Genomic DNA, 18,162 nt, shown 5'->3' with positions numbered 1-18,162 from the left:
AAATGTCTATCGTTAATCAGTTAATGGCCGCCGTGTTAGCCGTGCTGATCGGATTGGCGTCTGGCACGGTATATCTGATGTCAGATAGTTCCAAGGAGATGCTGATCCATCAGCTCGAGTCCCATGGCCAGGATACTGCCACCCACCTGGGCCTCTATCTGGCTCCGTATATGGCGGAACGGGATACTGCAGCGATTGAAACCACGGTAAACGCAATTTTCGACAGCGGTTTCTATCAACAGATCCGGGTCGTCGATGCAGAAAACCAACCGCTGTTTATCAAACACACCGATGCACAGATCAACGATAGCGTACCCACGTGGTTTATTCGCCTGGTGGAGATCACCCCACCCGAGATGACCCGGGAAGTTACCAGCCAGTGGCAGAAAGTTGGTTCAATTTTCGTCCAGAGCCGTGCGGGCTATGCTTATGAGCAATTATGGCGGGGAACCGAGAAAACCTTTGCCTGGTTTGTTGTGCTCTCTCTTTTCAGCATGTTTTTTATCAGCCTGCTAATGCGCTACATACTCAACCCTCTGAAGGGAGTCGAAGAGCAGGCAATGGCACTGTCACAACAGAAGTATATTGAACAGAGTCTCATTCCCGGCACCCGTGAATTAAAACAGGTCGTATTGGCGATGAATATGATGGTTCGCCGGGTACGTACCATGTTTGATGAACAGGCGAAGAATATCGAAGAGATACGCCGCACCGCCTATCAGGATGACCTTACCGGACTGGCCAATCAACGGGCAACGTTTACCCAGCTTAATGAACGTATCGATTATCGCAAGGATTTTGGCCAGGGCAACCTGATTCACTTACAACTAGACGATCTGCAACAACTCAATAAAGAATTGGGGATGGAGAAAACCAATAATTTTATACGCGCCTGTGCTGACCAGCTCAACGAACTGGCTCGCATAACAGATGAGCCGGTTATCGGGCGCATCAGCATTTCGGAGTTTATCCTGCTAAGCGATATTACCGACCCTGACCAGCTACAGAGAGAGTTAAACAAGCTGGCAAGCAACCTTAAAGACTTCTATCAGCAGCTAAGTGATACCGCTGAGAGTAAAGTATTCTTCCTCGGTGCAGCCGCCTATTCAGAACAAAGCAACTCCAAAGAGCTGCTGGGTAACGCGCGAAAAGCCACCGATAAAGCGCGTAGGGATAACGTCACCCTGTATTGTCAGAGCACTGACAACAGCGAAGCGCAAAAGAGCTGGCATCAGCATGTGAGTGATAAAATAAGTAGCGGCGATATTTTTTTACAGTCTCAGCCAGTAAAACAGGTATCTGAACGTCAGGACGTCATTCATAACGAGATTTACGCCCGCATACTTAACCAGGATAACCTCCCCTGCATGGCAGGTGAGTTTATCAGTGTGGTGAAACAGTTAAATCTGATGTCGGCCCTGGACAGGTCAGTTCTGAAATCCGCCATCAAGCTGCTGGAAAATAATCCGGAAATGACCCTAGGGGTAAATCTGAGTAATGATTCAGTCAGAGATATTGCTTTCTGCGAATGGCTGATCAGCGCTGCAGAAAAACTTTCCGGCGCCGAACGACTCTGCATAGAGATCAACGAAACATCGGTGCTGAATAACCTTAGCCAGGTCGCACTCTTCCGTGATCAGCTCAAACAGGCGGGCGTCCAGTTCGGTGTCGATAACTTCGGTATCAACCCGGCGGGTTTCAGCTATCTTTACACTGTTCATCCGGATTACATCAAGATTGACGGTTCTTTGATCAGAGAACTGGACAATAGCGCAGAAGACCGCTTCTTTGTCAGAAGCCTGGTGACTGTCGCCCACAGCCTGGATATAAAAGCGTATGCGGAACATGTGGAGCGGGATACTCAGCTGAGTGCACTGCGGCAGCTGGAAGTTGACGGCTCACAGGGCTGGATTCACGGCAAGCCCGAACAGCTCTGAATCGGGCTATTGCAGGATTGATACGGACAAAAAAACCGCCAACAGGCGGTTTTTTTAGTACTACAGGTGATTAACCGCGCTTGGTTAGCAACATTTCCAGCTTGTTGTTAAGGCGCTCTTCCTTCTCCTTAACTTTTTGCTGAACCTTCACTTCCTGCTGCTTTTGCTGACGCAGTTTATTAATCTCTTTCAGCTGCTGCTTGGCATGTTCAGCTTCAGACTCAGTAACAGTGCCGGAAGCCTGACCATCCAGACCGATACGGTCAGCACCCTCTTTCAGGCTGCGAAAGTAATAGGGGGAACGCACATACGAAGCCAGCGCCCGCTTAATCTTATTCTTCGCCAACTTCTCATCAGCAACCAGATCTTCCTGAATTCCGATTTTCAATGGCCGCATACTTTCCCGATTAAAGACCTCGGGATAAGCATCGCATAGCAACTGTAACGCCGCCTGGTTAGCTGCCCGGTTTTTTGAGCGGGTACGGGATTTTGATTTATCCGTAGTATCTGTTGCTGTCACAGTAAGTTTCTCTCAACCATTTATCTATCGGCCCTCGGGGCCTGTTATAAAAAAAACACTACCTGATCCTTAACAGGGAGACTACTCCCCTTTACGGATCAGGTAAAAAAAACGATCATCTTCCACTTTCTGGTCAATCAGTTCATGTCCCAGAAAAGTACAGAATTTTGGTACATCACGCTGAGTTGATGGATCGGTTGCGGTCAACTGCAACACCTCACCAATCGCCATTTCCCGCACTCTGTTGTGCAACAGCATTACCGGCTCAGGACAGAACAGACCTGTTGCATCCATTACCTGATCCGCTTTAACTTCAACCATCAACTCCACCTCAACTTCATCGGGAGACATATTGTCGCAAATTCAGAGGTATAGAAAAACCCATCTTTTTATCTGATAGCATTTTACCCGCTTCAACAGTGCTATTATATTGAAATAAATGAAAATAAATTTATTCAGTTAACGGAGAAGAAAAATGATTCGAGTACTGATAGAGCGCCATATTGCCGACGATCTGGCAGAGCACTACGAGAAAGCTGCACGCAATACTCTGCAACTTGCAATGCAGGCCCATGGTTTTATCTCAGGCGAGTCCCTTAAGAACAGTCATGATGCCAACCACCGGGTGGTCATGGCAACCTTTCGTTCGATTCAGGACTGGCAGCGCTGGCACGCATCTGAAGAGAGACGGCAGATTATGGAAGCGATCATGCCAATGCTGGAAACAGACGAAAAGATTACCGTTCTGGAACATTAACCGTCACACTCACACCCGAGTACAGCCAGCATCAAAGATGCCTGCTATCCATGATAATCCAGCAGTCTCACATGCACGGTAATCTCTTCACGGTCATGATAAAGGTGTTTAGCCGCTATAGAATAACGGACACCCGCATCATTTAACGCATTTTGCAGATAATCCAGACAGCTTTTCACCTCTGGATAACGCTGCTTCATCGGCAACTTAAGGTTGAAAATTGTTTCACGACACCAACCGTTAACCAGCCACTGCGTCATCAGCTTTATCACCCGGGTCGGTTTATCAACGATATCGCAGACCATCCAGTCAACAGCCTTATGCGGTTGATAAGTGAAGGCATCTTCGGTCAGATGTTTCACCTGCCCGGTCTCCATCAGCGACTCTGCCATCGGACCGTTATCAATCGCCGTGACAAACATATTCTGATTTACCAGCTGCCAGGTCCACCCGCCTGGCGCCGCACCCAGATCAACCGCACGTTTGCCACTGCTAATATACTGATGCCACTGATTTTCAGGAATAAACCAGTGCCACGCCTCTTCAAGTTTCAAAGTCGAGCGACTGGGGGACTGATTGGGAAATTTCAGCCGCATAATGCCCATCGGCCAGGGAGCAGAGTTAACGACCGGTGCATAGCCAATATAAAAACAACTACCCGTGAGGGCGAAAATATGCAGTCTGCAAGCCGCTTTTCGTTGCAGAATACCTTTTTTTCGCAACACCTGACTGAACGCTGAGCCGAAGCTATTACAGAATCGCTGCATTTCACGACCTTCCGTCGTATCAGCAGGCTCAACCCATAACTCACAACACTCAGGTAATCCGCTAACATGTTCAATCAGCGAGCCAATCCGGTCTTCAGTATCAATACCCTCAACTATTGGCAGACAAGCAACCCACTGGCGAACAAAGACAAGATCATGAAACTGCAGCTTCTCCACGGCCAGAGAGGCCCCGTCCGGCTGGTGACTGACAAACAGAGCATAGCCGCTGTTTTCTTCAAGTTTACAATAACCATAGATACCCTGTTGCTCACACAACTCACGTACTTCGGCCGCACACTCTTTTTCAAAGCCGGGACGACAATAGAGTAAAAGGTGATTCACAGGGCAGTACCTCACTGATAGGGGTTAATGATTTTGAGTGAGGATTCTACTGCATCGGAGACATGTTCGTCCTGAGTAATTCCGGATATTTTCCTGGGCTTGAGATCATGATCACCATCCTCAAGCCAGTGGAGCTGAACAGATGGGGCAAGCCTGTACCTCTCAACCACCTCTTTTCGCCCCATAACATCGCGGGTTCCCTGAAATATATGCACTGGCTTAGCGACACAAAGAAGATGTTCAATTCTGGGGAGATCCTGCTTCCCTGCAGCATAGAAAGGATAGCCATAGACTAAACACCCGGTTACAGCAGGATGCTCTGTCAGCATTGTCGCCATGCGTCCACCCATTGACTTCCCGGCCAGCCAGAGCGGTTGTCCATCATCAAACTGCTCAATCAGCTGAGCAAAATATTCAAGCAGCCGGGGTTGGCGGTCTGGTGGACGCTTTTTCCCGTCAGACCTGCGCTTTTGCATGTATGGAAACTCAAACCTGATAACCTCAACCCCGCCAGCCGCAAGCCCACTGGCAATCTGACTCATAAATAAGCTATCCATCGGCGCACCGGCGCCATGGGCCAGCAAAATACGCCCCTTATCTGCCCTGCCTTGAACGATCATTGTTACCCTCCTAATCACAAATGCGACTGATTATGCGTCAAAATCCGCTTGATCCACATCAACAAAAGAGAAATTAGTAACTTTTGATACTGGCTTGATCTGCGTCAACCTTTGCCAAAAACAGCACTAAAGGCCAGTTTAAGAATTCATATTCAAAAAACAAACAACACATAAAACCAATATAAATCAATATCTTAAAAAAAAACACAAACAAGATTAAATTTTAAAAGTGTGAGATTTTTCAATTTCGCACTGCGGCACTATGTCGCAACTAATACCGTTGACGCATTGAAATGTGGGCGTTGTTTCCACATAATAGCCAGCGGAAATTTACTTTCTAAACCTTTCTAATAGCTTGTTGATGAGAGCCTGATATGAGCACAGCAGCTGAACACCCAACCTACAATTACAAGGTGGTGCGTCAATTCGCCATCATGACAGTGGTATGGGGAATCGTCGGAATGGCCGTGGGCGTGTTAATCGCATCCCAATTAGTATGGCCTGCACTAAACTTTGATACTGCCTGGTTGACTTACGGTCGCTTGCGTCCGTTGCACACCAACGCAGTTATCTTTGCATTCGGAGGCTGCGCACTGTTCGCAACCTCTTACTACGTCGTACAGCGTACGAGCCAAACCCGCCTGATCTCTGACAAACTGGCCGCCTTTACTTTCTGGGGCTGGCAGCTGGTTATTCTGAGTGCAGCGATCACCCTGCCACTTGGCTTAACTCAGTCTAAAGAGTATGCCGAGCTGGAATGGCCTATTGATCTTCTGATCACTGTGGTCTGGGTTGCCTACGCTATCGTGTTCCTGGGTACTGTGAAGATGCGTAAAACATCTCACATCTACGTGGGTAACTGGTTCTACATGGCATTCATTCTGACAGTTGCAGTACTGCACATTGTTAACAGTGCAGCAATGCCTGTTTCTCTGTTCAAGTCCTACTCTGTATATCCAGGTGCGGTTGATGCCATGGTTCAGTGGTGGTATGGCCACAACGCGGTAGGTTTCTTCCTGACTGCAGGCTTCCTGGGCATGATGTACTACTTCGTACCGAAGCAGGCTGAGCGTCCAATCTACTCTTACCGTCTGTCTGTAGTACACTTCTGGGCTCTGATCGCAACCTATATGTGGGCTGGTGGTCATCACCTGCACTACACTGCCCTGCCTGACTTCGCTCAGACGCTGGGTATGGTTATGTCCCTGATCCTGCTGGCTCCATCATGGGGTGGTATGATCAACGGTATGATGACTCTGTCTGGTGCTTGGCATAAGCTGCGTACTGACCCTGTACTGCGTTTCCTGGTGGTTTCTCTGTCTTTCTATGGTATGTCTACCTTCGAAGGCCCGATGATGTCTATCAAGACTGTAAACGCGCTGTCCCATTACACTGACTGGACTATCGGTCACGTACATGCGGGCGCTCTGGGCTGGGTTGCGATGATCTCTATCGGTGCTGTTTACCACATGATCCCTAAACTCTGGGGTAAAGCACAGATGGCAAGTGTTGGTCTGATCAACACCCATTTCTGGCTGGCTACTATCGGTACTGTTCTGTACATCTGCTCTATGTGGGTTAACGGTATTCTTCAAGGTCTGATGTGGCGTGCAGTTAACGAAGACGGCACCCTGACTTACAGCTTCGTTGAAGCTCTTGAAGCAGGTCACTGGGGCTTCTTCGTACGTGCCCTGGGTGGTTTATTCTTCCTGACCGGCATGTTCCTGATGGCATACAACGTATGGCAGACTGTCCGTAAAGACAGCACAGCTCCTGCAGCTGATGCGTCTGCGCAGACAGCTTAAGGGATAGGAGCATAGAAAATGATCAAACATGAAACGATTGAAAAGAACATTGGCCTGATGATCCTGCTGATTATCCTGGTAATCAGTGGCGGTGGTCTGGCTGAAATCGTACCTCTGTTCTTCGCCAATTCGACTACTAAGCCGATTGAAGGTCTGCGTACCTATACTCCACTGGAACTGGAAGGCCGGGATATCTACATCCGCGAGGGTTGCTATGTATGCCACTCTCAGCAGATCCGTCCTTTCCGTGCAGAAACTGAGCGTTACGGTCACTACTCAACTGCCAATGAATTTGTATGGGAACATCCGTTCCTGTGGGGTTCAAAACGTACCGGTCCTGATCTGGCCCGTGTAGGTGGACGTTACAGTAATGACTGGCACCGCGCGCACCTTTACAACCCGCGTGATGTAGTACCGGAGTCCAAGATGCCCGCTTACCCATGGCTGTTTGAAAACAAACTGTCTGGTGCGGATACGGCTGCCAAGATGCAAGTGCTGGCTAAACTGGGTGTTCCATACACCGAGGAAGAAACCAGTAAGGCTCGCGAGCAGGTAGAAGGCAAGGCAGAAATTGACGCCCTGGTTTCATACCTACAAGCACTTGGTAAAACCCACTCTCAATATACCAACAAGCGGTAATTCGAGTGAGCTACGAAGTTTATGGTCCCTATCTGCCAGCAGTGATGATAATCACTTTTATCGGACTGTTTATCTGGGTGTTATTACCGGGTAACCGAAAAAGGTTTGAAGACGCATCACAACTACCTTTCGCCGACGAGGATGAAAAACCTGCCGGTGAAGACTCTGCAAGTGCTGATATGACCAATAGCGGGAGAAATGAAAGATGAGTGCTTTTTGGAACGCATGGGTATGGGCAATTACCCTGGCAGTTATTCTGGGTTGTACCTGGTTACTGCTTGCCACGCGTAAGAGCGAACCACACAAGGAAGCGACAGAGGAAACTCTGGGACATTCTTTTGATGGTATCGAAGAGTATGACAACCCTCTTCCGGGTTGGTGGTTTCAGATGTTTGTGGCTACCGTTATCTTTGGTATTGCCTATCTCGGACTCTACGGTCTGGCTAACGTAAAAGGCTTTTACGGCTGGTCTTCTGTAGGTCAGTATGAAGAAGAGATGGCACACGCCGAAGAGGTGTACAAACCTGTATTTGCAAAATACGCAGCGATGTCTGTTGAAGATCTGCAGAACCAGCCTGACGGCCTGAAAATCGGTCAGCGCATGTTTGCAAACAACTGCTCACTGTGTCACGGCGCAACCGGTGCAGGCGCCTATGGCTTCCCTAACCTGACCGACGGTGACTGGCTGTATGGTGGCGCACCTGCCACTATCAAGCAGTCAATCACCAATGGTCGTCAGGGTGCTATGCCAGCCTGGGGTCCGGTACTGGGCGAAGAAGGTGTACGTGATGTGGCAAGCTATGTATTGTCACTGAGCGGCGCTGAGCACGACGCTGAGATGGCTGCTCGCGGCCAGCAACAGTTTCAGGCTCTGTGTACTGCTTGTCACGGTGCTGACGGTAAAGGGATGCAGGCACTGGGTGCGGCTAACCTGACCGACAACACCTGGCTGTATGGTGGTTCTTTCGCGCAGATAAGCCACACAATCCGTGCGGGTCGTAACGGTGTTATGCCAGCACATAAAGATCTGCTAAGCGATGACAAGATCACCCTGATCACCGCCTACGTGTACAGCCTTTCTAACAAGTAAGGTTCAGATCAATAAAAAAGGCGATATGATGAAAATCATATCGCCTTTTTTTGTACCGCCGCTTAACTACTGCATCAAACCGCGTATAATATTCAAATTCACTAATAGACCTTTTACATGATGGTTTTGGTGTTGGTATTTCGACTACTTGATGGTGAGGAATGGTATGAATCAAATACCAGTAAAGGACGTAACTCCAAAAGGCAATAAAGGTGATGAGAACTTCGATCTTTATGCCAAGCGTGAACATATCTATGTAAAGTACTACAAAGGGTTCTTTAAGAACTTCCGCACAATCTCCGGCTTTATGATGCTGGTGATGTTTTACGGTTTCTCCTGGATTCAATGGAACGGTCAACAGGCTGTTTTATTTGACCTGCCAAGCCGACAATTCCATATATTTGGTTTTACTTTCTGGCCCCAGGATTTCATGCTACTTTCCTGGCTGCTGATCATTCTTGCGTTCACTCTATTCTTTGTCACCGTATTTGCCGGTCGCCTGTGGTGTGGTTATGCCTGCCCTCAGTTCGTCTGGACCTGGTTCTTCATCTGGGCTGAACGGGTAACAGAGGGTGATCGCAACCAAAGAATGCGCATGGACAAAATGGGCTGGAGCGGTGAAAAAATCGTCCGCAAAACAGCTAAGCACGCTATATGGCTAATTATCGCTGCCGCATCTGCTATTGCATTTGTCGGTTATTTCACCCCAATCCGCGAACTAACCCCCGCGGTGCTCTCCTGGAATCTGGGCCCATGGGAAACCTGGTGGCTCGGCTTTCTGACAGTGGCAACGTATGCCAATGCTGGATGGATGCGTGAACAGGTGTGTATCTATATGTGTCCATACGCCCGCTTCCAGAGCGTTATGTTTGACCAGGACACTCTGATCATCTCTTACGACAATATCCGCGGTGAAAACCGTGGAAAACGGAAAAAAGGGACTGATTACAAAGCGGAAGGTCTGGGCGACTGTATCGACTGTGATAACTGCGTTCATGTTTGCCCTGTCGGTATCGATATCCGTGACGGTCTTCAATATGAGTGTGTTGCCTGCGGTGCCTGTGTCGACGTCTGTGACGATATTATGGACCGCATGGGCTATGAACGCGGCCTGGTTCGCTACACTACCGAACATGCACTAAATGGGGGAGAAACGCATATTCTCCGGCCACGACTGATCGGCTATTTCGTCGCGATCTGTGCAATGTTCATCGCGTTTAGCGTTACCCTGTATAACCGGGTTCCGCTGGAAGTTGACATTATTCGTGACCGCGGTCAACTTTATGTTGAAGCGTCGAACGGCATGATCGAAAACGTTTATACTCTCAAGCTTGCTAACAAGTCTCAGGTTGATCACCGTTTCAGCATTGAGATTTCAGGAGTTGAAGGCATCACCATGTCAGGAGACAGTGAAGTAGTGATTCGCTCAGGAGAACTATTGGATCACCCAATCAGTCTCCAGGCAGATCCACGCTATCTTGAACGCCCGAACTACGACATTATGTTCCGCGTTCAGGCTCTGGATGATGAGAGTATTCTGGTTGAGGAAGAAAACCGCTTTATCGGACCGGTAAAGCGGTAAGCAAAGCCTACCCTCCCCCAGTCGACTGAGTTAGAATAGCTGCCGGATTTACCTCCGTGCAGCTATTTCTTTTTTAAGGAAACATATGACTGACCAACAAATCGCCCCCTGGTATAAGCAGCCCTGGCTATGGTTTATTATCGCCCCACTCATCGCCACCGTCCTCTACTCTACTGTTTACATCACAGCATCAATAGTCACTAATGATGGTGTAGTACTTGAGGAATATACCAAGCGCGCCAGGGCATTTCACGAAGACAACCAGCTACAAGAGGTTGCAGTTCAACTGGGTATGAGCGGCACGTTGCGCTTTGACACGGTCACTAGCGATATCAACTTTGCACTCCTGAGCAGCAAAGACGAACCGCTTCCGGAACAACTGAATCTCACCATCGGACACCCAACTAAAGCCAGTCTGGATGTAACCACAACGCTGCGTCAGCTGAGGCCCGGACACTATGTAGGTGAGTTGCAAACGTCTCTCAATGGCAATCGAAAACTGATCATCAGCCCGGATGATAAAAAATGGCAGTTAATCGAAGAAGTTGAACCTCCTTACGATCAGCAAAGCTTTACATTTGGTAACCAGTAACCCGTCATGAATGCCGCTGAAGGTAATCTGCACAAACGTCAGGGCTGCTATCATTGTGGCCTCGACATCCCCAATCACAGCCAGTTTTTTACCGTTATTGCAGGTGAACCTCGCCGAATGTGCTGCCCAGGCTGCCAGGCGGTGGCTCAGGTAATCGCTGACGGAGGCCTGGAAAACTACTACAAGCATCGCACTGTCGAGGCGACCTCTCCTGAATCGCTCAGTGCCAGTGAACAGCTTCAGGCTGAGTTCGAGCTATATGATCACAGCAGTGTCCAGAAACACTTTGTGGCTGATCTGCCTGACGGTACCAGGCAGGCGACACTGGTCATCGAAGGCATTACTTGTGCAGCCTGTGTCTGGCTGCTGGAACATCACATCAGCTCACTTGATGGCGTTATCGTTGCCAGCGTTAACCTGACCAATCACCGTGCCCGCGTGCAGTGGGATGATGAAACGATTAAACTAAGCGAAATTTTTTTCGCGATGCACAGCATCGGCTATCAGGGTCATCCTTACCACCCTGATAAAGAGGAACAACTGCTAGAACAAGAGACCAAACGAGCGATGCGCAGGCTGGGCATCGCCGGGGTCTTTACTATGCAGATTATGATGCTCGCCGTTGCACTCTATACCGGTGCCGGAGCAAGCCTCGAAGCCGATTATGAGAACTTTATTCGCTGGGCCAGCCTGGTGTTAGCCACGCCGGTAGTATTTTACGCTTCCAGACCTTTTTTTCAGGCGGCACTGCGTGACCTGCGCACCCGTCATCTGACCATGGACGTACCGGTTTCCATCGCCATTGGTGGTGCCTATATTGCCAGCATCTGGGCCACGGTAACGTCCAGCGGCGAGGTTTACTATGACTCAGTCAGCATGTTTACCTTCTTCCTGCTGATAGGCCGTTTTCTGGAGATGAAAGCCCGACACCGCACCGGCAAAGCAGGCAATGCGTTACTCAACCTGCTGCCTGCCAGCGCCATACTCCTTTGCGACGAAGGAGAGAAAATTGTCGCCGCTAATGAGCTACAACAGGGCGATCGGATTCTGGTAAAACCCGGCCATACAATTCCTGCTGATGGTCTGATTGTTAACGGCACCAGCAGTATTGATGAATCAGCACTCACCGGCGAGTATCTGCCATTAACCAAAAACATTGGTGATGCGGTTGTCGGCGGGACAATCAATGTTGAAAATCCGATTCAACTGGAAGTCACGCAAGTTGGCGAGAGTTCCCAGCTTTCTTCTATTGTACGGCTACTGGAACGAGCCCATGATGAGAAACCTAAGGTCGCCCGGCTGGCCGATAAAGTCTCAGGATACTTTGTTGCAGCGGTACTGATTGTTGCCGCCACGGTCGGAACAGTGTGGTGGCAGATTAGCCCGGACCATGCATTCTGGGTGACCCTTTCCGTACTCGTCGTCACCTGCCCTTGCGCCCTTTCCCTTGCGACACCAACAGCCCTGACTGCGGCAACCGGAACCCTGCGTCAGCATGGTCTGCTGATTACCCGCGGTCATGTATTAGAGAGCCTGGCAAAAGCGACCCATATCGTATTCGACAAGACCGGCACCCTCACCGAAGGCAACCTGTCACTGCAAAACACTTATCGCCTTTCTGATTTATCTGAAGTAGAGTGCCTGGATATTGCGGCATCATTAGAAGCACATTCAGAACACCCGATCGCCAGAGCGTTCCACCGGGCCAGTCGGCAAGACCGGGTCATTCCAGCTGAGCAGTTGACAAATCATGTTGGCATGGGGCTTGAAGGCTATATTGCAGGCAAACGTTTTTTCATCGGCAAACCCAGCTTCGCCAGCCAGTTCTGTGGCAAACCACTGGATTTCAGTGATGCCCCCGATAGCCATGGGCAATGGCTGTTGCTCGCCAGCGAAACTGAACCCCTGGCGTGGTTTGGCCTGAATGACCCGGCCCGCAAACAAGCAGCGAGGATGGTACAGCAATTACAAAAAATGGGCCTGGAAGTACAGATGCTCACCGGCGACAGCTCCGCTGCGGTTCAACATATCGCCCGGCAGCTGAAGATTGACAAGGTTATTTCCGGCGTTAGCCCGGAGCAGAAGCTACAGCATATCCAGCAACTTCAGGAGAGTGGCGCACAGCTGATAATGGTCGGCGATGGTATTAATGATATACCGGTACTGGCCGGCGCCCAGACCTCCATCGCGATGGGCTCTGCCACAGATCTGGCAAAAACTAATGCCGATGCAGTGCTCATATCCGGTGAACTGATGCGCCTGCCACAAGGGTTGCGCCTCGCCAGACGCACCCGGGCAAATATCCGCCAGAATCTGAGCTGGTCTCTTTTGTATAACCTGATTGCACTACCCCTTGCCGCAGCAGGCATGATTGCCCCCTGGATGGCGGCGATAGGTATGTCCGCCAGCTCCCTGGTGGTAGTGGGTAATGCCCTGCGTTTGACTAAACTTGATCGCCCTGATCGGTTAGAATAGCTACAACAACCTGAGTGAAGTATTGCTATGTCAATTATTTATCTGCTTATTCCTATTGCTATCATACTTGCCGGGATAGGCATCTGGGGCTTTTTCTGGTCAGTTAACAACGGCCAGCTGGATGATCTGGAATCACCAGCACACAGTATTTTATATGATGATGATGAGCATCTGATTCCCGACGAGGCTAAACAGCGCAAACCCACTGAACCGCCAACCGAAAAACGATGACAGAACCACTATCAGCCTTTACCGCCTTGCTTTTAGGCCTGCTGGGCAGCGCACATTGCCTGGGCATGTGTGGTGGTATATCCAGTGCTGTGGCCATGGGGATCGACCGTAAAAACCAACGGCCCGTGCTGCTGCTACTCGGGTTTAATGTTGGCCGTATCGCCAGCTACACCCTGGCAGGCGCACTGCTAGGCAGCATCGGCTGGCTGATTCGTTCACCGGAAGTATCTCTGTTTTTACGCAGCCTGGCAGGTGTCATCCTCATTTTTATGGGACTCTACGTCGCACAGATCTGGAAGGCACTGGCCTATTTAGAAAAGCAGGGAAACCGGCTTTGGCGGCACATTCAGCCGCTCAGCAGGAAACTACTGCCGGTGCATAACCCGATGCAAGCGCTGGCGCTTGGCGCGCTGTGGGGCTGGTTGCCCTGCGGCCTGGTCTACAGCACACTGATCTGGAGCGCCACCGCCAGCGACTGGAAAACATCAGCCCTGCTGATGGCCTGTTTTGGCCTGGGGACGGTACCGGCAATGCTAGCCACAGGGCTACTCGCGAGCCAGGTACAGGCACTGTTAAAAAATAGAAGCGCCCAAACCGTTGCCGGGCTTCTGATCATACTCTTCGGCCTGTACACCATTCCCTGGCGGGGACTGGGTTTAAGTCTGGCTTGATAAACATCAATACGGGGTCGGTTAAAATCACTATAATCGTCCCTTTGCAGTATAAGTGAGAAATGTTGTGACCCAGAATAACCTGATTAAATGGGATCTTGACCTGATCCGCCGCTATGATCTTTCCGGCCCCCGGTACACGTCTTACCCTACTGCGATTCAGTTTAACCCTGATCTTTCCGCTACCGATCTCGTCAGCACGGGTCAGCAAACAGCAGATCATAATGCTCCACTGTCTCTCTATGTCCACATCCCTTTCTGTGCGCATGTGTGCTATTACTGCGCCTGTAACAAGGTGATTACCCGCAACCGCAAAAAAGCCCAGCCCTATCTCGATACCCTGTATAAAGAGATGGAGCAACTGTCTGCATGGTATGCCGATGACCGTATCGTAGAACAGCTGCACCTTGGGGGCGGTACACCAACTTTCATCAGCAATGAGCAGATGATTGAGCTGATGCAGAAGCTGCGACAAAACTTCAAACTCCTGGATGACGATTCCGGCGACTACTCCATCGAAATCGACCCACGGGAAGTGGACCACGAAATGCTTAAAGTATTACGTGATATCGGCTTCAACCGGGTAAGCTTCGGCGTGCAGGATATTGAACTGAAAGTGCAGCAGGCGGTCAATCGGGTTCAACCGGTTGAAGAGATCGCTGATGTGCTCCACGAAGCTCGGCGCCTGGGTTTCCGTTCGATCAATATCGATCTGATCTACGGCTTGCCCCATCAGACACTGGACAGTTTTGTGAAAACGCTGGACACCATTATCGAGCTGAGTCCCGACCGACTCTCCGTGTTCAACTATGCGCATATGCCAGACCGATTCCGCTCCCAGAGCCATATCAAAGCGGAAGACCTGCCCAGCCCGGAAACCAAACTGGCGATTCTGGAAACTACCATCAGCAAGCTGATTGGCGCCGGTTATGTGTATATCGGTATGGATCATTTTGCCAAGCCCGACGATGAACTGGCACTGGCACAGCAGAGTGGCAAGTTGCACCGTAATTTTCAGGGATACACCACTCACAGTGATTGCGATCTGGTGGCGATGGGCGTTTCATCGATCAGCCAGATCGGTGATGTTTATTATCAGAATGAGCACGATATGGGCGCTTACACCGGTGCCGTTGAGGATCATAATTTCGCCATCAAACGCGGCGTTACCCTGACACTGGATGATCGCATCCGACGGGCGGTTATCACCCAGTTGATCTGTCATTTCCAACTGCATATGGCCGATATTGAACAACAGTTTGATATCAGTTTCCCCGAATACTTTGCTGAAGAGTTACAGGAACTGGAGCGATTCACCGGTGACGGACTGGTAAAACTCAACGATAACAGCATCGAAGTAACCCCCGCCGGACGTCTGCTGATCCGTCGTATTTGCATGGCATTTGATGCTTATATTCCTAAAGAACAACCAACAAAAGGATTTTCCCGAATCATTTGATTCGGGAAATACTTCACCCGGCTTGCGATTTAGTAGATAATCACTGGCTAGCAAAGTCTAACAATACAACAAAACAGGACATAGTTATGGGCAACCATAAGGCATCTGAAGGGAAACTACATAGCTTAAGGCAGGTTCATTGCAGCACATGCAGCCTGAGTTCATTATGTTTACCCGTGTCCCTGAATATGACAGAGATGGACCGGCTGGACGATATTATCGATAAAAGCCGGCCGCTGAAAAAAGGCGAACACCTGTTTCATCAGGGTGAACCGTTCTCTTCAGTCTACGCGCTTCGTGCCGGCACGATAAAAACATACACCCTCACTAATGAGGGAGAGGAACAGATCACCGGCTTCTACTTCCCTGGCGAAATGGTCGGTATGAGTGGCTTTGACAGTGAACAGTATCCGGTTTCAGCGAAGATTCTGGAAACTACCACCGTGTGTGAAATACCGTTTGAACGGTTGGATGAACTGTCCGGTCAGATGCCGGAGCTGCGTCGTCAGATTCTGCGTACAATGAGTAAAGAGATCCGCGATGATCAGCAGATGATGCTGCTGTTAAGCAAGAAAAATGCTGAACAGCGCGTCGCTACCTTCCTGGTAAAACTCTCCACCCGCTTTAAAGCACGTGGATACTCAGCAACCCACTTCCGCCTGTCGATGTCCAGAAACGAGATCGGTAACTATCTCGGCCTGGCCGTTGAAACCGTTAGTCGTATCTTCACCCGCTTCCAGAAAATGGAGCTGGTGCGGGTGGATGGTAAGGAGATCGAGCTGAGCAATCTTGAAGAGATCTATAGCCTTTCCGGTGAGTCTCAGGATCTGCATCCATGCGAAGAGCAAACCTGCCCGCACACCTGATCCCTGTCAGAATTGAAAAATACCCGCCGATTGCGGGTATTATTTTTATAGCCCCACAGTTTTAAGGTAATACTGATGAGTTTCGATGAATGTTATATCAAGTCCGTCATGCGCACCATTCCGGACTGGCCAGAACCCGGAGTAATGTTCAGAGATATCACCCCGCTGTTTAAAGACCCTAAAGCACTACGGATGATCGCTGACGCCTTCATTCAACGCTATATCGACACTGAGGTTACCCACATCGCCAGTATCGATGCCCGTGGATTTCTGTTTGGCTCTATTATCGCTTACCAGTTAAACCTTCCTCTGGTGCTGGTGCGCAAAAAAGGCAAACTCCCCGGTAAAACCATCCACCGTGAATATGCCCTTGAGTATGGTACTGCCGCGGTTGAGATGCAGGTTGATGCGGTCGCAGCAGGTGATAAAGTGCTGATTTTTGATGACCTGATTGCAACCGGCGGCACTATTCTGGCGGCCAGTACCATTATTAAAGAACTCGGTGCTGAGGTCTATGAAGCCGCTGCACTGATCGATCTGCCGGATCTGAAAGGCTCTGAGCTGATCCAGCAAAGTGGTATTCCGGTATACACCCTGCTTGCGTACGAAGGCCTCTGATCCGCTGACGAGGGAACACTCTTTAAATCGCTCCCTCACCCTTTCCTATTTTTAACACCCAGACGCCAAACCTGAATATCAGCAGATCATTCCTGTTCGCAGCTCGCTTATCTCTTTACAATAGCCACTCTTTTTTTATCTGTTATTAAGGGCTCATCTTATGTGGTTCAAAAATGCCATCTTTTATCGTTTCACACAGCCGTTTAGCTATACACCGGAAGCCCTTGAAGAGAAACTCAGTGAGAAAGCCTTTACCCCGTGTGGCAGCCAGGAACTCAGCCGCTTTGGCTGGGTGAGCCCCAGCAGCGGCCTGTCTGACATGCTGGTGCATGCGGGTAACGGCTATCTGCTGATCGCAGCACAGAAAGAGGACAAGATCATCCCCTCTCAGGTCATCCGCCAGCAGCTGGATAACCGGGTCAAAGTGATCGAAGAGGAACAGGCACGCAAAGTCTATAAAAAAGAGAAGGATCAGCTCAAAGATGAGATCGTTCTGGACCTGTTGCCGCGGGCATTCAGCAAGTTTCAAACCACCTGGGCGTTGATCGCACCGCAACAGAATCTGCTGATTGTAGATGCCAGCAGCCACAAACGCGCTGAAGAACTACTTAGCCACCTGCGCAGCCTGCTAGGCTCTCTGCCGGTCGTTCTGCCTGATGTTAATCAATCTCCCTCTGCTGTCATGTCTGGCTGGCTGGAGCATCCTGAGGGCCGCTTCGCAGGTCTTGAGCCGATGGACGAGTGCGAGCTGCGTGATAGCGCGGTGGAAACCGGCGTCATCCGCTGCAAAGGGCAGGATCTCGATAGCGATGAGATCCGCCACCATCTGGAAGCAGGCAAACGCGTGGTTAAGCTATCGCTTGAGTGGCAGGAAAGCCTCAACTTTATTCTCCAGGACGATCTGTGCATTAAACGTATCAGGCTGTCAGATCAGCTGAAAGAGAAACTCGACCAGGACAGCCCGGATGAAGCATTTGCCCAGTTTGACGCCGAATTTGTACAGATGTCTCTGGAGCTGACCCGTCTGATTCCAGCTCTCACCGAAGCCTTCGGCGGCGAGGCTCAGCGCCCCTGATAGTGACACTCAGGTAATGGATTAAAACCGGACAGCTGTCCGGTTTTTTTGTATTTCAGGCCAGCGCTGTTATAAATCACCGTTTTTTTTATCCAGCACTCATCGAATCAAGCCGA

General features: G+C 49.9%; 19 protein-coding genes. 15 read left to right on the top strand and 4 right to left on the bottom strand.

Going from position 1 to position 18,162, the window contains the following annotated elements:
- The first annotated feature begins 2 nt into the window (after window positions 1-2).
- Complete coding sequence (locus Q0499_RS04745; protein ID WP_299196869.1) at window positions 3-1,937, top strand: EAL domain-containing protein; 1,935 nt, start codon at window positions 3-5, stop codon at window positions 1,935-1,937.
- Between the two features lie 70 nt (window positions 1,938-2,007).
- On the opposite strand, the gene Q0499_RS04740 is transcribed toward Q0499_RS04745, so the two are convergent.
- Window positions 2,008-2,457: a ProQ/FinO family protein gene (locus Q0499_RS04740; RefSeq protein ID WP_299196868.1), complete on the bottom strand. Its 450-nt coding sequence runs from the start codon at window positions 2,455-2,457 to the stop codon at window positions 2,008-2,010.
- An 81-nt stretch (window positions 2,458-2,538) separates the two neighbouring features.
- Entirely contained in the window at window positions 2,539-2,808 is a 270-nt protein-coding gene (gene tusA, locus Q0499_RS04735) for a sulfurtransferase TusA (RefSeq protein WP_299196866.1), read from the bottom strand.
- A gap of 124 nt (window positions 2,809-2,932) precedes the next feature.
- Here tusA and Q0499_RS04730 point away from each other — a divergent pair, with 124 nt between their 5' ends.
- Window positions 2,933-3,214: an antibiotic biosynthesis monooxygenase gene (locus tag Q0499_RS04730; protein ID WP_299196864.1), complete on the top strand. Its 282-nt coding sequence runs from the start codon at window positions 2,933-2,935 to the stop codon at window positions 3,212-3,214.
- Window positions 3,215-3,258: 44 nt separating this feature from the next.
- Here Q0499_RS04730 and rlmM read toward each other — a convergent pair whose 3' ends face one another.
- Together rlmM and Q0499_RS04720 are read right to left on the bottom strand one after the other, a co-directional pair.
- A complete protein-coding gene (gene rlmM, locus Q0499_RS04725; protein ID WP_299196862.1) occupies window positions 3,259-4,323 on the bottom strand; it encodes a 23S rRNA (cytidine(2498)-2'-O)-methyltransferase RlmM in 1,065 nt (354 codons plus the stop codon).
- Window positions 4,324-4,334: 11 nt separating this feature from the next.
- Window positions 4,335-4,943, bottom strand: a complete 609-nt coding sequence (locus tag Q0499_RS04720; RefSeq protein ID WP_299196860.1) for an alpha/beta fold hydrolase — start codon at window positions 4,941-4,943, stop codon at window positions 4,335-4,337.
- Window positions 4,944-5,317: 374 nt separating this feature from the next.
- Between Q0499_RS04720 and ccoN the strand changes: the two genes are divergently transcribed.
- The 13 genes from ccoN to rdgC all read left to right on the top strand — a co-directional run bounded on the left by ccoN (window position 5,318) and on the right by rdgC (window position 18,046).
- Window positions 5,318-6,748, top strand: coding sequence for a cytochrome-c oxidase, cbb3-type subunit I (gene ccoN, locus Q0499_RS04715; RefSeq protein ID WP_299196859.1), 1,431 nt, complete (start codon window positions 5,318-5,320; stop codon window positions 6,746-6,748).
- Between the two features lie 18 nt (window positions 6,749-6,766).
- Entirely contained in the window at window positions 6,767-7,387 is a 621-nt protein-coding gene (gene ccoO, locus Q0499_RS04710; protein ID WP_363317773.1) for a cytochrome-c oxidase, cbb3-type subunit II, read from the top strand.
- Window positions 7,388-7,392: 5 nt separating this feature from the next.
- Entirely contained in the window at window positions 7,393-7,596 is a 204-nt protein-coding gene (locus Q0499_RS04705) for a cbb3-type cytochrome c oxidase subunit 3 (protein ID WP_299196858.1), read from the top strand.
- Window positions 7,593-8,477 (top strand): cytochrome-c oxidase, cbb3-type subunit III, encoded by an 885-nt coding sequence (gene ccoP / locus Q0499_RS04700; protein ID WP_299196857.1) that lies wholly within the window; start codon window positions 7,593-7,595, stop codon window positions 8,475-8,477. The genes Q0499_RS04705 and ccoP overlap by 4 nt, the downstream gene beginning before the upstream one ends.
- A gap of 166 nt (window positions 8,478-8,643) precedes the next feature.
- On the top strand, window positions 8,644-10,059 hold the full coding sequence (gene ccoG / locus Q0499_RS04695) for a cytochrome c oxidase accessory protein CcoG (RefSeq protein ID WP_299196856.1): 1,416 nt from the start codon (window positions 8,644-8,646) through the stop codon (window positions 10,057-10,059).
- An 85-nt stretch (window positions 10,060-10,144) separates the two neighbouring features.
- Entirely contained in the window at window positions 10,145-10,651 is a 507-nt protein-coding gene (locus Q0499_RS04690) for a FixH family protein (protein ID WP_299196855.1), read from the top strand.
- A 6-nt stretch (window positions 10,652-10,657) separates the two neighbouring features.
- Window positions 10,658-13,126 carry a heavy metal translocating P-type ATPase gene (locus Q0499_RS04685; protein ID WP_299196853.1) on the top strand — a complete coding sequence of 823 codons (2,469 nt, stop codon included), beginning with the start codon at window positions 10,658-10,660 and terminating at the stop codon, window positions 13,124-13,126.
- 27 nt (window positions 13,127-13,153) lie between these two features.
- Complete coding sequence (gene ccoS / locus Q0499_RS04680; RefSeq protein WP_299196852.1) at window positions 13,154-13,357, top strand: cbb3-type cytochrome oxidase assembly protein CcoS; 204 nt, start codon at window positions 13,154-13,156, stop codon at window positions 13,355-13,357.
- Window positions 13,354-14,028, top strand: a complete 675-nt coding sequence (locus Q0499_RS04675; protein WP_299196851.1) for a sulfite exporter TauE/SafE family protein — start codon at window positions 13,354-13,356, stop codon at window positions 14,026-14,028. Before ccoS ends, Q0499_RS04675 begins: the two co-directional genes overlap by 4 nt.
- A 67-nt stretch (window positions 14,029-14,095) precedes the next feature.
- Window positions 14,096-15,487 carry an oxygen-independent coproporphyrinogen III oxidase gene (gene hemN, locus Q0499_RS04670; protein ID WP_299196850.1) on the top strand — a complete coding sequence of 464 codons (1,392 nt, stop codon included), beginning with the start codon at window positions 14,096-14,098 and terminating at the stop codon, window positions 15,485-15,487.
- An 86-nt stretch (window positions 15,488-15,573) separates the two neighbouring features.
- Window positions 15,574-16,353 carry a fumarate/nitrate reduction transcriptional regulator Fnr gene (fnr, locus tag Q0499_RS04665; protein ID WP_299196849.1) on the top strand — a complete coding sequence of 260 codons (780 nt, stop codon included), beginning with the start codon at window positions 15,574-15,576 and terminating at the stop codon, window positions 16,351-16,353.
- A gap of 75 nt (window positions 16,354-16,428) precedes the next feature.
- Window positions 16,429-16,971, top strand: coding sequence for an adenine phosphoribosyltransferase (locus Q0499_RS04660; RefSeq protein WP_299196848.1), 543 nt, complete (start codon window positions 16,429-16,431; stop codon window positions 16,969-16,971).
- Window positions 16,972-17,131: 160 nt separating this feature from the next.
- Window positions 17,132-18,046, top strand: coding sequence for a recombination-associated protein RdgC (gene rdgC, locus Q0499_RS04655; RefSeq protein ID WP_299196847.1), 915 nt, complete (start codon window positions 17,132-17,134; stop codon window positions 18,044-18,046).
- Window positions 18,047-18,162 lie beyond the last annotated feature (116 nt).

The sequence above is a fragment of the uncultured Amphritea sp. genome, assembly GCF_937127095.1.
GTDB lineage: Bacteria > Pseudomonadota > Gammaproteobacteria > Pseudomonadales > Balneatricaceae > Amphritea.
This window is presented reverse-complemented; position numbering and strand designations above follow the sequence as displayed.